Consider the following 14,576-nt stretch of genomic DNA (forward strand, 5'->3'; position numbering starts at 1 on the left):
AGCCGGTCAATGTATAATCCGCGTTTTGCCTTTGAACGAATTGAACCGACATGGAAGCCGAACAGCTCAACAGCATCGCCAACAAACTCGACGACCTGGCGCAGCGCGCCGCCGAGTTGCGGAGGTATCTTTGACTACGATCACAAGCGCGAACGCCTGACCCTCCTCAACCAGGAGATGGAAGATCCCAAGATCTGGGACGATCCGAAACGAGCCCAGGAACTGGGCAAGGAAAAGAAATCGCTGGAAGACATCGTCCTCGTCCTCGAAGCCGTGGACAGTGGCGTCAATGACGGCCGCGAACTGTTCGCGATGGGCAAGGACGACAACGACGACGACACCCTGCTCGCCGTCGAAGCCGACAACGCCGAGCTGGAAAAGAAGCTCGCCGCCCTTGAATTCCGCCGCATGTTCAACAACCCGTCCGACCCGATGCCCTGCTTCCTGGAAATCCAGGCCGGCGCTGGCGGCACCGAAGCCCAGGACTGGGCCGCGATGCTGCTGCGCATGTACCTGAAATTCGGTGAAAAGAAGGGCTTCAGCGTGGAAGTGATGGAAGAATCGGAAGGCGACGTCGCCGGCATCAAGAGCGCCACCGTCAAGTTCAGCGGCGATTACGCCTACGGCACGCTGCGCACCGAAACCGGCATCCACCGCCTGGTGCGCAAGTCGCCGTTCGACTCAAACGCCCGCCGCCACACCAGCTTCACCTCGGTCTTCGTGTTCCCGGAAGTCGACGATTCGATCGAGATCGCCATCAACCCGGCCGACGTGCGTACCGACACCTACCGCGCCTCCGGCGCTGGCGGTCAGCACATCAACAAGACCGACTCCGCCGTGCGTCTGACGCACGTCCCGACCGGCATCGTCGTGCAGTGCCAGAACGACCGTTCGCAGCACCGCAACCGCGACGAAGCCTGGCAGATGCTGCGTGCCCGCCTCTACGAGTTCGAACTGCGCAAGCAGCAGGCCGAACAGCAGAAGCTGGAAGACGCCAAGTCCGACATCGGCTGGGGCCACCAGATCCGCTCCTATGTGCTCGACCAGAGCCGCATCAAGGACCTGCGCACCAACCACGAAACCGGCAACACCCAGGCCGTGCTCGACGGCGACCTCGATCCCTTCATCGAGGCCAGCCTGAAACAGGGCGTGTGACGTCCAACCTGTTCGCCGGATTGCCGTCGACCGTCACGGTCGACGAGCAATTCGCAACATTTTTGCAGCGCCCGGGCCTGCGCATCGAGCGCATCGTCTCGACCGGCCAGGCCAGCCCGGAAGGTTTCTGGTACGACCAGGACGAAGGCGAATGGGTGACTCTGCTGCAGGGCGAGGCGAAATTGCGCTTTGCCGACGAAACCGATGCCCGCCACCTGCGCGCCGGCGATTGCCTCGACATCGCCGCGCATCGCAAACACCGCGTCGACTGGACGGCGCCTGATCAGGTCACCGTCTGGTTGACCGTCTTCTATTCCGCAACTGGCATCACGCCCGGCCCGACAACGCCGGTCACGCCTATTCCAGCGTGATCTCCATCTGCAGCAGCACAACTCTGGGCTGTTCGAAGCGGCGCATCAACCGGCGCCACCATCCCTGATCAGGCTGCCGCGCATAAGTCGGCGGCTGCTGCTCCAACGCATCGACCAAGGGGCGATGCGCCATCTCCAGTGGGTCGATGAAGGTCAGCTTGTCGCCCGGTTGCATCATTTTCTCGAACATGGCCTCCAGCGCTTTCCGATGCGCCGTCGAACTGTTGGCCCGCATCAGGATACCCGCGCGCATCGGTGCGCCGCCCGGCACGATTGCCGCCACATGCAGACGGTGGATGTCCCGGGTACCCCGGCAGTAATCGAGCACCCGCTTCGCGTAAACGTTGAATTGCTCGACGAACCGATTGTCCAGCGACGAATTCCGGACCTGGGGATCATCTTCCAATAGCATGAATTCACGCAGCAACATCAACTGCTCGTGAGTCACCACCTCGCTGGCCTCGCCATCGATCACGGCAACATCCATTTCCCGTTGGTGCGCCAGCATTGCCACAACGGAGAGGGGATAGTTCAGCAGTTCGTCACCGGGATTTTGCTCACGCGCCTGGCCTTCATCGACATAAGTGAAGAGGACCGGACGATCAACGCCTTCGATCTCGGCAGCGGAAAATGAAATTGCCACCTGACCGCTGGGATGGTCCTGCGCCTGTCCGGGCATCCATAGCCGCAGGAACCAGCCATCGGCCTTGAACTGGCTTATCTTGTCCACAGCGGGGTCGTCGAGGAGGGCACGGAGATTGGTCAGCAAGGGATGGGGGGCGGTCATTGCGGCTCCTGAAGATGTGTTTGTCATTTTTCAGTATCAATGAGCGCCGTCCGGCGGTCAATCGATTCCTTGGCGGCAACGCACTCCAGCCCCTGCCGAATCAGGCGAAAACGAGGTGGCCGACGGTGCGCAGCGCGATGCCAATGCAGGCGCCGAGAGCCGCCGGTTTCCACACCCTGGCGACGCGCGGCCCCGCCGCGATCAGCACGGCGACGCCGGGCAGATCGAAGGGCGAGATCAGAAAACCGGCGCTGGCGTTCAGGAGTTCGACGCTGACCTGACCGGCGCGGCGCATCTCGTCCATCACCCCCATCATCGCCGTACCGCCGGCGAGATACTTGGTCAGTGCCGGCAGGACCAGCGCCCGGTCGATCGCCAGCAGATCGAGCAGCGGCGCCAGCAAGCTCGTCAGCAGATCGATCGCACCGAAAGTGCGCAGCGCCGTGACCACCACCAGCGACAACACCAGCATCGGGATCGCCCCCACCGCCAGCTTGAAAGCCTCGGCGCCGGCCCGGTTGATCACGTCGAGCACGCCCTTGGCGCTTTCCGCCACCGGGTGCGAGAGGTGTTCGTCGACCACGCCCTCCGCCGCCGACAGCCCGCGCCCGAACAGGTAGTAGGTCGCCGCCGCCGCAGCCAGGCCGCCGATCAGCGACCACAGCAGGGTCAGGCCGATGTCGAGGCCCATCGTCATCATCGGCAGCGCCGCGTTGGCCTGCGACATCGCGAAGACCATCGCCAGCGTCGCCGCGATGTGGCGGTCCGAGGCACCGCGCTGATCCATCATGGTCAGCGTCGCCATCGGCGCCGCGAAGCTGACGAAATTGATCTGCAGCGCAGCGAACACACCCAACCCGGTCAGACCGAAGGGTTTGAGCAAGGGCGCCAGTTTCGCCACCACCCAGTCGAGCGCGCCGCGCGCCTCGAGCAGGCGCATCAGCGACAGCATCACCACCATCACCGGCAGCAGGATGAACAGGGAAAGCTCGACCGCCGAGCGGCCGGCCTTGAGGAGAATTTCGATGAGGATTTCCATGGGGCGGGATTATGGCATTGCTTGGCACAGCGCATTTTTTCGAGCGCAGGGTTCCGCGCCTGACGCGCGGGCGTGTTTGGTTGATTAACCGCCGGGTTCCGCCGTTGACCGGCGGGCGTACTTTCTTCTTGCTTCGCCAAGAAGAAAGTAGCCAAAGAAGAAGGCGACCCTAGGTCGGCGCCCGCTGCGCGGGTACCCTGCGCTACTCGTCGTTGGCGGGGGCTGCGCAACTCGGGGCTTTGCCCCTCAAACAGTGCTCGCCCTTTTTCCGCCAACGCCTGCGTTGCTCGGCGCCTCCCAAGGGGCCCGGAAAACCGAGCGCTGCTGAGATGGTCGTGTTTTAAACCTTGGCCGTACAGCAGAGACGCCTTTCGGGGCCCCCATGTGGAGCGCCGAGCAACGGAGAAGGGCCGGGGGAAGTCGGCGAGCACTGTCTGAGCCGCGCAGCGGCGAGTTGCGCAGCCGCCCGGCCCTTCGAGTAGCGCAGGGGAGTCGGCGTAGCCGACCGCGTAACCTGGGGTGGCTTTTTCTTTGGCTACTTTCTTTTTGCCATCAAAAAGAAAGTACGCCCGCGCGTCAGGCGCGGAAAACGGCGCCTCAGAAACTAAAGCCGCCTGCCAGTCAGCGACGGAACCCCGCGGCTCAGCAGACAAAGCCGCAACCGCCGGCCACCGACCGAAAACAGCCCCCTTTCCCTTGTCCCTCCCCCCCGAATCGGCGAAAATCCCCTCTTTCGCGCGCCACCGCGCCAAACCCCGATTTCCCCAAGGATTCCCCGATGTCCAACGCCGAACAGCAACAAGACGAGAACCACATCATCGCCGAGCGCCGCGCCAAGCTGGCCGAGCTGCGTCAGGGTGGGGTCGCCTTCCCGAACGACTTCCAGCGCGAGAACACCGCGCAGAAGCTGCACGACGGCTACGGCGAAAAATCGGCCGAGGAACTCGAAGGCCTGCCGGTCGAGGTCAAGGTTGCTGGCCGCATGATGTTGAAGCGGGTCATGGGCAAGGCATCGTTCGCCACGCTGCAGGACGTTTCCGGACGCATCCAGGTCTATGTCGCGCGCGACAAGGTCGGCGAGGAAAGCTACGCCGCCTTCAAGGGCTGGGACCTGGGCGACATCCTCGGCGTCGTCGGCACGCTGATGAAGACCAAGACCGGCGAGCTGACCATCGCGGCGAGCGGCATCCGTCTGCTGACCAAGTCGCTGCGCCCGCTGCCGGACAAGTTCCACGGTCTGGCCGACCAGGAAATGAAGTACCGCCAACGCTACGTCGACCTGATCATGAACGAGGAAACGCGCTTCACCTTCCGCGCTCGTTCGGCCATCGTCCAGTCGATCCGTAACTACATGTGCGGCCACGGCTTCATGGAAGTCGAGACGCCGATGATGCACCCGATTCCCGGCGGCGCCGCGGCCAAGCCCTTCGTCACGCACCACAACGCTCTCGACATGCAGCAGTTCCTGCGCATCGCGCCCGAGCTGTACCTGAAGCGTCTGGTCGTCGGCGGCTTCGAGAAGGTCTTCGAGGTCAACCGCAACTTCCGCAACGAAGGTCTCTCGCCGCGCCACAACCCCGAATTCACGATGATGGAGTTCTATGAGGCGTACGCGAACTACCACACGCTGATGGACTTCACCGAAGGCCTGATCCGCCACGCCGCCCGCGAAGCGCTGGGCAAGGAAGTCTTCATCTATCAGGGGCGCGAACTCGACCTGTCCAAGCCCTTCCACCGTCTGACCATCACCCAGGCGATCCAGCGCGAACAGCCGTCGTTCACCGACGAACAACTGGCCGACGCCGAATTCCTCAAGGCCAAGATCGTTGCCTTCGGCGAGAAGGTCAAGCCGGGCGGCCTCGGCAGCCTGCAACTGCAGCTGTTCGAAGCCTGCGCCGAAGCGCAGTGCTGGGAACCGACCTTCATCATTGACTACCCGGTCGAAGTCAGCCCGCTGGCCCGCGCCTCCGACAGCAACCCGGAAATCACCGAGCGCTTCGAGCTGTTCATCGTCGGCCGCGAGATCGCCAACGGCTTCTCCGAGCTGAACGACCCGGAAGACCAGGCCGCCCGCTTCCAGGAGCAGGCCAAGGCCAAGGATGCCGGTGACGAGGAAGCGATGTACTACGACGCCGACTACATCCGCGCGCTGGAATACGGCCTGCCGCCGACTGGTGGCTGCGGCATCGGCATCGACCGGCTGATAATGCTGCTCACCGACAGCCCGGCCATCCGCGATGTGATTCTCTTCCCCCAAATGCGCCCCGAGTAAGGCATGGCTGCGCTTGGCGATACGGCGTTGCATCCGGCCTTGCATAGCGCTGCTATGCGGCGGCCGGCTGCGCCTTGTCTCGCCTGCGCTCGCTCATGCCTTGGATGCGTCGATCAACAGTTGCACGAGATCGACTGATGCAGATCCGCCAGCTCCAGGTTGCCCGCGACGCCGTTCAGGATCGCCTGACGTTGCGCGTGGCGACGCAGGCGAACGAGGAATACCGGGTCTGGATCACCCGGCGCTATCTGCGCGAATTGTGGCCGCACCTGACGGCGATGCTCGCCGGGCATCTTGCCGCCCGGCCGCGACCGGCGTCCGAGGCACCGGCCAAGGCGGCGCAGGCGAGTTTCGAGCAGCCGTTCAAGGAAGACAACCCGCTCTATCCGCTCGGCTCGACGCCACTGCTGGCCAGTGAGGCGACGCTGGCCGAGGCGGGTGAAGGCCTGGCCCGGCTGACTTTCCGCGAAGGTCGCGAACGCGCCTTCAACCTGAACCTCAACGCCGAACTGATGCAGGCGCTGTGCGCCATGCTGCGTGCGGCGGCCGACCAGGCCGCCTGGGATCTCGCCCTCGACTATGCGCCGGCGGCAACCGGGGAAATGCCAGTCATGCCGGCTGGCGACAAGAAGCCCGGCCTGCTCCACTAGTGGAACCGCTGCGCCCCGCCCGGCTCGAATTCGCCGACGACGGCACACCGTATTCGAGCGCCTACGGCGACGTCTATCACTCGGCCCATGGCGGCCCGGCGCAGGCACGCCACGTCTTTCTCGGCGGCAACGAACTGCCGCAGCGCTGGCAGGGACGCGACCGCTGCGTCATCCTCGAAACCGGCTTCGGCCTCGGGCTGAACTTCCTCGCCACCTGGCAGGCCTGGCGCGCCGACCCGCAGCGCTGCCGGCGGCTGCATTTCGTTTCCTTCGAGAAGCACCCGTTTTCCGCCGCCGACCTCGCCGTCGCCCAGCGCGCCTGGCCGGAGTTCGCCGAGCTGGCGGCGCAACTGCAGGCCCGCTGGCCGCTGCTGACGCCGGGCGTGCATCGCCTTTTCCTCGACGACCGTCGGGTCATCCTGACCCTGTTCTTCGGCGACGCGACGACCCAGTTGCGCCAGCTCGACGCCTCGGTCGACGCCTTCTTCCTCGACGGCTTCTCGCCGGCGAAGAACCCCGAACTGTGGACGCCGGAACTGTGCCGCGCTTTGTCACGCCTCGCCGCGCCGGGCGCCACGCTGGCCACCTGGTCGGTCGCCGGGCACGTCCGCGCAGCGCTGGAGGCTGCCGAGTTCGACCTCGAAAAGCGCCCCGGCTTCGCCGGCAAGCGGCAGATGCTGCACGGCCGTTTCCGCTCGCGCCGGCCCGACCGCCACCGCCCGCCGGCTGAGCGACGCGCCATCGTCATCGGTGCCGGCATCGCCGGCTGCGCCACGGCCAGCGCGTTGGCCGGCGCCGGCTGGCAGGTCGAAGTGATTGAAAGCGCGGCGACGCCGGCCACCGGCGCCTCGAACAACATCGCCGGGGTGCTACGGCCGCTGCCCAGCGCCGACGACAACCGTCTGTCGCGCCTGACCCGCGCCGGCTACCTGGCCACCCGCGCCCTGCTGCAGACGCTGCCGGACGCCCGCTGGTCGCCCTGCGGCGTGCTGCACCTCGGCCGCGACGCGGCGCATGAAGCGACCCAGCGCCGCGTCGTCGAGCGCCTGCAACTGCCGCCCGAAATCCTCCAGTTCGCCGCTGCCGACGCCGTTGCCAAGCGCCTCGGCCGGCCGGTGGAAACCGGCGGCTGGTGGTTCCCGCAAGGCGGCTGGGTCAATCCGGCCTCGGTCTGCCGCGCCGCGCTGGCGGCTTTTCCCGAGCGCATCGCCACGCGCTACGGCGTCGCCGTCGACCGTCTGGAAAAAACGGACGATGGCTGGCGCCTGCTCACCGCCGACGGCAACGAGATCGCGCGCGCGCCGGTGGTGATCCTGGCCGCCGGTGCCGGCGCCACGCATTTCGCGCAGTTCGCCGGCCAGCCGCAGAAAGGCGCGCGCGGCCAGGTCAGCCACCTGCCGGCCACCAGCATCACGCCGCTGCCGCATGTCGTCTGCCGCCACGGCTACCTGATGCCGGCGATCGACGGCATCTGCCTGAGCGGTGCCACGCTGCAGCCGGGCGAAGCCGACCTGGCGCTGCGCCCGGCCGACCACGCCGAAAACCTGGCCCGCCTGCAGCGCAGCCTGCCCGGCTTCGCCGCCGCCCTCGACCCGGCGACGCTCAGCGGCCGCTGCGGTGTGCGCCCGATGTCGCCCGACCGCCTACCCATCGTCGGCCCGCTGCCCGACCTTACCGCCATCAAGGGCCAGCCACGCCTGCCGGCCCTGCCCCGCCACCCCGGCCTGTGGTGCGTGCAGGGCTTCGGCGCGCGCGGCATCGTCTGGTCGTCGCTGATGGCCGACCTGCTGCTCAGCCGCCTCGAAGGCGAGCCGCTGCCGCTGGAAAACGACCTGGTGGACGGCGTCGATCCCGGCCGCTTCCTGCTCAAACCTGCCGGCCGGTTGCAGGAAGACGACGGCTTCGACGACCGCACGTGAAACCTGCATAAGCTTAGCTGCCGATGTTATTGGCAGCCCGCATCACGCCCGGTTAAGCTAGCCGGGCTCCTGTAAACTTCACTTTCTTTCCAAACACAAAAGAGAGACACGCGGATGAAGATCGAAACCCTCGCCGTTCATGGCGGCTACAGCCCGGACCCGACGACCAAGGCAGTCGCCGTGCCGATCTACCAGACCACCTCGTACGCCTTCGACAGCACCCAGCACGGTGCCGACCTGTTCGACCTCAAGGTCGCCGGCAACATCTACACGCGGATCATGAACCCGACCCAGGACGTGCTGGAAAAGCGCGTCGCCGCGATGGAAGGCGGCGTTGCAGCGCTGGCCATGGCCTCCGGCATGGCGGCGATCACCGCGTCGATCCAGACCATCGCCGAAGCCGGTGACAACATCGTCACCTCGTCGACGCTCTACGGCGGCACTTACAACCTGTTCGCCCACACGCTGCCGCAATACGGCATCGAAGTGCGCTTCGCCGACTACCGCGACCCGGATGCCTTCGAAAAGCTGATCGACGCCAGAACCAAGGCCGTCTTCTGCGAATCGGTCGGCAACCCGCTGGGTAACGTCGTCGATTTCGAGAAGCTCGCCGAAGTCGCCCACAAGCACGGCGTCCCGGTCATCGTCGACAACACCGTGCCCTCGCCCTACCTGTGCCGCCCGTTCGAACACGGTGCCGACATCGTCGTGCATGCGCTGACCAAGTACCTCGGCGGCCACGGCAACAGCATCGGCGGCATCATCGTCGATAGCGGCAAGTTCCCGTGGGCCGAGCACAAGGCGAAGTTCAAGCGCCTCAACGAGCCGGATGTGTCCTACCACGGCGTCGTCTACACCGAAGCGCTCGGCGCCGCCGCCTACATCGGCCGCGCCCGCGTCGTGCCGCTGCGTAACATGGGCGCCGCGATCAGCCCGTTCAACGCCTTCCTGATCCTGCAGGGCATCGAGACGCTGGCCCTGCGCATGGACCGCATCTGCGACAACTCGCTGAAGATCGCCGAATTCCTCAAGACGCATCCGAAGGTCAGCTGGGTCAACTACGCCGGCCTGCCCGACCACAAGGACCACGCGCTGGTTCAGAAGTACATGGGCGGCCGCGCCTCCGGCATCCTCAACTTCGGCGTCAAGGGTGGCCGCGAAGGCGGCGGCAAGTTCCAGGATGCGCTGCAACTGGTCACCCGCCTGGTCAACATCGGCGACTGCAAGACGCTCGCCTGCCACCCGGCGTCGACCACGCACCGCCAGCTGTCGCCGGAAGAACTGGCCAAGGCCGGCGTTTCCGAAGACATGATCCGCCTGTCGGTTGGCATCGAGCACGTCGATGACCTGATCGCCGACCTTGACCAGGCATTGAACGCCGCCTGAGTCACCGGCAATCCCGAGCAAGCCCGGCAACGCCGGGCTTTTTTTGCGCCCAAGCGGCGCCGCATCCACTCAGCCATAATGCATTGAATTATTCATAACTCAATGATTTTAAATATTTATTTTGTTTTGTTGACCTAAATCAGATGGCGCTCGCATGCCCCCGTTGAAAATCGCCCGGATCGTCCAAACGATCGTTTGACGCAGTGCAGCAAAAAAATCACAAATCAATTCGAGGGAGCGCGTATGCAACAGCAAGTCACTGAAACCAGGATCGTCATGTCCGACCCCACGGCGCTGGGGGTATTCGGTTTATCGATGGTCACCTTCGTCGCCGCATCGGCCAAGATGGGCTGGACCACCGGTGTCGCCTACCTGATTCCGTGGGCCTTGTTCCTCGGCTCGCTGGCTCAGATCTGGGCCTCGATGGTCGACTTCAAGAAGAGCAACTATTTCGGCGCCATCGTCCTCGGCGCCTACGGTCTGTTCTGGATCGCCGTCGCCATGCACTGGGCAATCAGCCTCGGCTGGCTGGGCGAGGTCGGCGCCAATGCCGACCCGAAGCAACTCGCCTTTGCCTGCATCGGCTATTTCATCTTTTCGCTCTTCATCATGGTCGCCGCCTTCGAAGCCAACAAGGTGTTCGCCGTCATCCTGGTCCTGATCAACGTCCTGCTGCCGTCGCTGGCGCTGTCCATCCTCGGCGTGAACAAGGAACTGTTCGGCCCCCTCGCTGCCTGGTCGGAACTGGGCATTTCCCTGCTCGGCTTCTACGCCGCCGGCGCCGTCTTCCTGAACAATTTCTTCGGCCGCACCCTGCTGCCGCTGGGCAAGCCGCTGGGCCTGATCAGCAAGGGCCCCGCCCCGGTCGTCACCCCGCTGCCTGCCAAGGCCGCCGCCTGATACACCGCTTGCACAACGGGCCGCAGATGCGGCCCGTTTTTCTTTCGACTTCCTCGACCCGTAGCCAGATCGCCCGCTGTTCGCGCGTCTGCCCAGTGCCGACGCTGAACCAGCCAGCGCGCTGGCATTGGTGATTTCTCATGCAGGCAGCGATAGCCCTGGCGTAGCGCGACCCGGCAGCAGTTTCCAATGCTCGCAGACGCACGCCGCCCGCCAACAAGCCCGATGGCATAATCCGCCTTTATTCCAAGAGACTGACATGGGCAATCGCAGCTACCTCTACCTGACCAGCCGACATGGCGACGCCGACGACCGGCGTGAAATTTCCGAAGCCAACAACAACCTGCCGCGCCTCTGGTACATCCTGCTGGCTCTGGGAGAAACCGCAGACGCTATCACTGACCAGCGCGTCTTTGCCGACGCCGGCACCCCCAATTTCTCGGCCGATGCCCGCGTTGCGCTGAACCGCTTCCAGCGCGTCACCGATGCCCTGCTGCAACACCCGCTGATCGACCGCCTGCCCGCCCTGCCCCGCCATTTGCGTGCCGTGGCGGCCTATCTCGAAGAATGCGTCGACGAACAAGCGGGCGACGACATCCTGTTCTCGGCAAATCTCGACGAATACTCCTGGTTTTACGACCTCTCGCCGGAAGAATTCGTCACCATGCAACAGCGCGAATTCAACACGGTCTGGGCCGACATCGACGACTGCATCCGGCGTGGCGACCACCTCGGCCTCGAACGTGCTCTCGGCTTCGAGAACGACGATTTCACCGACTGGAACCAGTGGTGCTGGTCATTCGGCATCGGCGGCTTCGGCGACTACCATGCCTATTTCCGCAACTGCGACGACGCGCCGCGCGAGGAGGAATTCGCCGATTTCGTACCGCAGCCCGATCCCTGGGAAGTCGCCCGCGCCAACGACCTCGGCCTCAACCGGCGGCAGGTCGAACAGGATGGGCTGTTCGGCGTATGCCAGGTAAACGACGATGATGAAGCCGGCGAGATTCTGCTGCCGGCGGAATGGAGCGAAATCTGGCCGGCCGACGACGAAGGTGCCAGCGAGGAACTCTGGGTCCAGCGCGACGGCCGCATCGGGCTTCTGCGCCTGCCCGCCGGCGGCCCGGCCACGCTGCTTCTCCCCCCCTGTCTCGACGATTTCTGGGGGTTCACCGACGGCCTCGCCGTCGTCAAGCAAGACGACAAAATGGGCATGCTGCGCCGTGACGGCACCTGGCAGATCGCGCCCACCTTCGACGATCTCTGGGATTTCTCCGGCGACCTGGCGGCCGCCCGCAGCGGCGACCTGCATGGCTACATCGACCGCACCGGCAACTGGATCATCCCCCCGCGCTTCGAGCACTGCGACGCCTTCAGCGAAGACGGCATCGCCAGCGTCACCGAGCAGGGCAAGCAAGGCCTGCTGCGCCGTGACGGAAGCTACGCACAACCGCCGATCCATGACGAAATCGACCACGACCCGGCCATTCCCGGCTGGCGCCTGCGCCTCGGCGACAAGCTCGGGCTCGCCCATCCCGACGGCAGCGCCTGGCTGGCCATCGAATGGGATGAAATCGTCGCGCAAGGCGACACCCCCTGCTGGTTTGCCGTACGCCGCGAAAAACACTGGGGCCTGCTCGATCACACCGGCCGGCAATGCGCCCCCTGCCAATATCTCGAACTCGCCATCCGCGGCACGGAAACCACGCCGCCGCAATTCGCCGTCACCAGCGAAACGGGCTTCGGCATGATCGCCGCCGATGGCCGCGAACTCATTCCCGCCCGCTACGGCGACATCGACCACCTGCTGCCGCAATGGCACGCCAATCGTACCTGCACCGCCCTCCACCTCGTGCTCGTGCAGGAACGCGGCGACAAGGGCCGGCTCGGCGTGTGGAATCTCGACCTGCCGGCGCTGATCGTCCCCTGTGAATACCAGGCCATTGCCGCCTTCTTCCCCGATCCCGAGCGACCGCCGCTCTTTCTCGTCGTACAGGAAGCGGCCGGGCAGGCGCTCTTCGGCATTGTCGAGCGCGACGGCAAGACCCTCTTTGCGCCGGCATTCGACTGGATCATCGAAAACCACGGCATTGCGCGCAATACCGATATCGAACTGACCCGCAATGCGCTCGCCGACCTCTGGCTCAGCGGCCAGCCGATCCTCGCCCACCGCAGCGCCGACCAGCGCAACCTCTGGCTGCAGGCCGACGGCACGACCCTCGATTTCGCCGACAAACTCGCCGCCGACTACGCCGCCGGTAACCCGCAGGCCGCGCTTGATCTCGCCCGCGCCTATCGCAGCGGCAACGGCCTGCCGCAAGATGACGAACAGGCGCGGCACTGGCTGGAGTGCGCCGCCGGGGGCGACAAGCCCCTGCCCGCCGCGCAGGCCGAACTGGCTGAAATCCTCGCCGAAACGGACGACGAGGCGCAGCAGACACGCGCCCGCGAGCTGCTCGAAACGGCGCTGCAACGCGCCGCCGACTGGCCGAGCGCTGGCTATCGCAACCTGTTCGGCCACATGCTGCTCAACGGCCACGGCGGCCCGGCCGACGAAGCCGCCGCCTACCGCCATTTCAGCCTCTCGGCCGATCAGGGCAACCCCTACGCCACCTTCAATCTCGGCATTTGTCTGGAAAACGGCTGGGGCGTGGCAGGCAATCCGCAACAAGCCATGCAGCAATTCAGCAAGGCCGACAAGCGCGGCGTCCCTGACGCAGCCCACCGGGCCGGCCTGCTCATCGCCCGGCTGGCAAAAAACAAAAGCGACCAGAAACGGCTGCGCCAAATGGAAAAAGCCGCAGAATGCCAGCGCCGCGAACTCGCCACCGCCGACAGCAACACGATCGGCGCGGCCTGCCTGGCCCTCGCCGACCTGCTGCAAAACGAGGGCATCGTTCCCAAGCACGACCGGGAACTGCCCGACACCCTGGAAACCGGCGCCCTGGCCGGTAACACCGATTGCATCGAACGTCTCATCAAGCTCAGCGAAGCCGCCGACAGCCCCTGGCACGACCCGGAACGCGCTGCGCACTGGCGGCAGCAACGCGATGCCGACGCCGAAGCACCGGCGCAAAAATCCAGCATTCCCCGCTGGCTGCCCTTCCTGCTCCTCGTTGTCATTGCCTTTCAGCGAGTACGCTGGCTACGCTACGCCGGCTTGCTGGCAGTCGTTCTGCTGCTCTATCGCTGCATGTAGAGCACCGGAGCGCAGCGGTGGCGGCAGGAGATTCACGCGCGGGAATGCGCGCAGGCAGGAGTCTCAGCGAACAGGCCGCTGGCGCGGCCCGTTTTCATTCGACTTCCTCGACCCGCAACCAGATCGCCCGCTGTTCACGCGTCTGCCCAGTGCCGACGCTGAACGAGCCATCGCGCTGGCTGCCGGCTTGCTGGCCGGTGCCGCCCAGTTCGATCCATTCGCCGAGGCGGCCGCTGACCGTGGTACTCAGGCGTTGCGTGGCGATACTACCGGGCCGCCCGCGCTCCATCTGCTCGGCCTGCTGGGAGATTTCCAGCGTCACCCGCTCGCCGGCCAGGCGCGGCGTCGCGTAGAAGCCGCTACCGATGTCGCGATAAACGACGCCTTCGTTGACCACCGCCGCGCCCGGACCGACCGCGACCATGCGCATCGGCACCGGCAGCGAACGACCGACCTGGATGAAGGCGCGCCCGCCCTCGACCGTCTGCACGCGTTGCGCGGCTTTTTCCTCGCGCTGGCTTTGGGTATCCCAGACCCGGCCTTCGACCTCGACCCGGCTGTTGCTGCCGAGCACCACCTGGCCGATGGCTTCCGCCTCGCGCTGGGCGTTCATCCGCTTGCGGTCGTGAGCGACCTGGATGATCAGCCGGCGCGCCGGCTTGTCGATCGCCGCCAGCGCCCGTTTGATGTCCTCGCGGTTGCGCGGCGAGGCGCGCAGGAAGAGCTGGTTGTTCAGGCCGCTCAAGGTGCCACCGGGTTCGACCAGCGGCAGCAGCACCGGCAGGACTTCGTCGACCGTCTTGCTCTTCAGCTCGATGACTTCCAGTTGCGCCGTAGCCACGCTGGCCCAGAAGACGACGCACACCGCAAGCAGGAATTTCAGGACGGATCTCATGGC

At 65.4% G+C, this 14,576-nt stretch carries 11 protein-coding genes; 8 read left to right on the plus strand and 3 right to left on the minus strand.

Features of this window, described 5'->3' with window-relative positions:
• Positions 1-50: 50 nt before the first annotated feature.
• Positions 51-1,155 (plus strand): peptide chain release factor 2 gene (gene prfB, locus ACE3OV_RS12895; RefSeq protein WP_374327634.1). Its coding sequence is split into 2 segments (ribosomal slippage): positions 51-131 and positions 133-1,155, totalling 1,104 coding nucleotides; the frame shifts between segments, so codons are not numbered across the junction.
• Positions 1,152-1,526: a cupin gene (locus tag ACE3OV_RS12900; RefSeq protein ID WP_374327635.1), complete on the plus strand. Its 375-nt coding sequence runs from the start codon at positions 1,152-1,154 to the stop codon at positions 1,524-1,526. Before prfB ends, ACE3OV_RS12900 begins: the two co-directional genes overlap by 4 nt.
• Here the strand turns inward: ACE3OV_RS12900 and ACE3OV_RS12905 are convergent.
• Together ACE3OV_RS12905 and ACE3OV_RS12910 are read right to left on the minus strand one after the other, a co-directional pair.
• Complete coding sequence (locus ACE3OV_RS12905; protein ID WP_374327636.1) at positions 1,513-2,313, minus strand: hypothetical protein; 801 nt, start codon at positions 2,311-2,313, stop codon at positions 1,513-1,515. The two genes, ACE3OV_RS12900 and ACE3OV_RS12905, sit on opposite strands and share 14 nt — an antisense overlap.
• A gap of 100 nt (positions 2,314-2,413) precedes the next feature.
• Positions 2,414-3,352 (minus strand): nucleoside recognition domain-containing protein, encoded by a 939-nt coding sequence (locus ACE3OV_RS12910; protein WP_374327637.1) that lies wholly within the window; start codon positions 3,350-3,352, stop codon positions 2,414-2,416.
• Positions 3,353-4,130: 778 nt separating this feature from the next.
• On the opposite strand from ACE3OV_RS12910, the gene lysS reads away from it, so the two are divergent.
• The 6 genes from lysS (at position 4,131) to ACE3OV_RS12940 (ending at position 13,678) form a co-directional block, all read left to right on the plus strand.
• Positions 4,131-5,624, plus strand: coding sequence for a lysine--tRNA ligase (gene lysS / locus ACE3OV_RS12915; protein ID WP_374327639.1), 1,494 nt, complete (start codon positions 4,131-4,133; stop codon positions 5,622-5,624).
• A 137-nt stretch (positions 5,625-5,761) separates the two neighbouring features.
• Positions 5,762-6,274, plus strand: a complete 513-nt coding sequence (locus ACE3OV_RS12920) for a hypothetical protein (RefSeq protein ID WP_374327641.1) — start codon at positions 5,762-5,764, stop codon at positions 6,272-6,274.
• Complete coding sequence (gene mnmC / locus ACE3OV_RS12925; protein ID WP_374327642.1) at positions 6,274-8,193, plus strand: bifunctional tRNA (5-methylaminomethyl-2-thiouridine)(34)-methyltransferase MnmD/FAD-dependent 5-carboxymethylaminomethyl-2-thiouridine(34) oxidoreductase MnmC; 1,920 nt, start codon at positions 6,274-6,276, stop codon at positions 8,191-8,193. The genes ACE3OV_RS12920 and mnmC overlap by 1 nt, the downstream gene beginning before the upstream one ends.
• A gap of 114 nt (positions 8,194-8,307) precedes the next feature.
• On the plus strand, positions 8,308-9,579 hold the full coding sequence (locus tag ACE3OV_RS12930) for a bifunctional O-acetylhomoserine aminocarboxypropyltransferase/cysteine synthase (RefSeq protein ID WP_374327643.1): 1,272 nt from the start codon (positions 8,308-8,310) through the stop codon (positions 9,577-9,579).
• 276 nt (positions 9,580-9,855) lie between these two features.
• Positions 9,856-10,479 carry an acetate uptake transporter gene (locus ACE3OV_RS12935; RefSeq protein WP_374327644.1) on the plus strand — a complete coding sequence of 208 codons (624 nt, stop codon included), beginning with the start codon at positions 9,856-9,858 and terminating at the stop codon, positions 10,477-10,479.
• A 259-nt stretch (positions 10,480-10,738) separates the two neighbouring features.
• Positions 10,739-13,678 (plus strand): SEL1-like repeat protein, encoded by a 2,940-nt coding sequence (locus ACE3OV_RS12940; RefSeq protein WP_374327645.1) that lies wholly within the window; start codon positions 10,739-10,741, stop codon positions 13,676-13,678.
• 94 nt (positions 13,679-13,772) lie between these two features.
• Here ACE3OV_RS12940 and ACE3OV_RS12945 read toward each other — a convergent pair whose 3' ends face one another.
• Entirely contained in the window at positions 13,773-14,573 is an 801-nt protein-coding gene (locus ACE3OV_RS12945; protein ID WP_374327646.1) for a secretin N-terminal domain-containing protein, read from the minus strand.
• Positions 14,574-14,576 lie beyond the last annotated feature (3 nt).

It is taken from the genome of Azonexus sp., from assembly GCF_041909095.1.
Classification (GTDB): Bacteria; Pseudomonadota; Gammaproteobacteria; order Burkholderiales; family Rhodocyclaceae; genus Azonexus.

Coding starts and splice junctions, on each gene's coding strand:
- ACE3OV_RS12905 (WP_374327636.1), bottom strand. CDS start 2,313: ATGACCGCCCCCCATCCCTTGCTGACCAATCTCCGTGCCCTCCTCGAC.
- ACE3OV_RS12910 (WP_374327637.1), bottom strand. CDS start 3,352: ATGGAAATCCTCATCGAAATTCTCCTCAAGGCCGGCCGCTCGGCGGTC.
- lysS (WP_374327639.1), top strand. CDS start 4,131: ATGTCCAACGCCGAACAGCAACAAGACGAGAACCACATCATCGCCGAG.
- ACE3OV_RS12920 (WP_374327641.1), top strand. CDS start 5,762: ATGCAGATCCGCCAGCTCCAGGTTGCCCGCGACGCCGTTCAGGATCGC.
- ACE3OV_RS12930 (WP_374327643.1), top strand. CDS start 8,308: ATGAAGATCGAAACCCTCGCCGTTCATGGCGGCTACAGCCCGGACCCG.
- ACE3OV_RS12935 (WP_374327644.1), top strand. CDS start 9,856: ATGTCCGACCCCACGGCGCTGGGGGTATTCGGTTTATCGATGGTCACC.
- ACE3OV_RS12940 (WP_374327645.1), top strand. CDS start 10,739: ATGGGCAATCGCAGCTACCTCTACCTGACCAGCCGACATGGCGACGCC.
- ACE3OV_RS12945 (WP_374327646.1), bottom strand. CDS start 14,573: ATGAGATCCGTCCTGAAATTCCTGCTTGCGGTGTGCGTCGTCTTCTGG.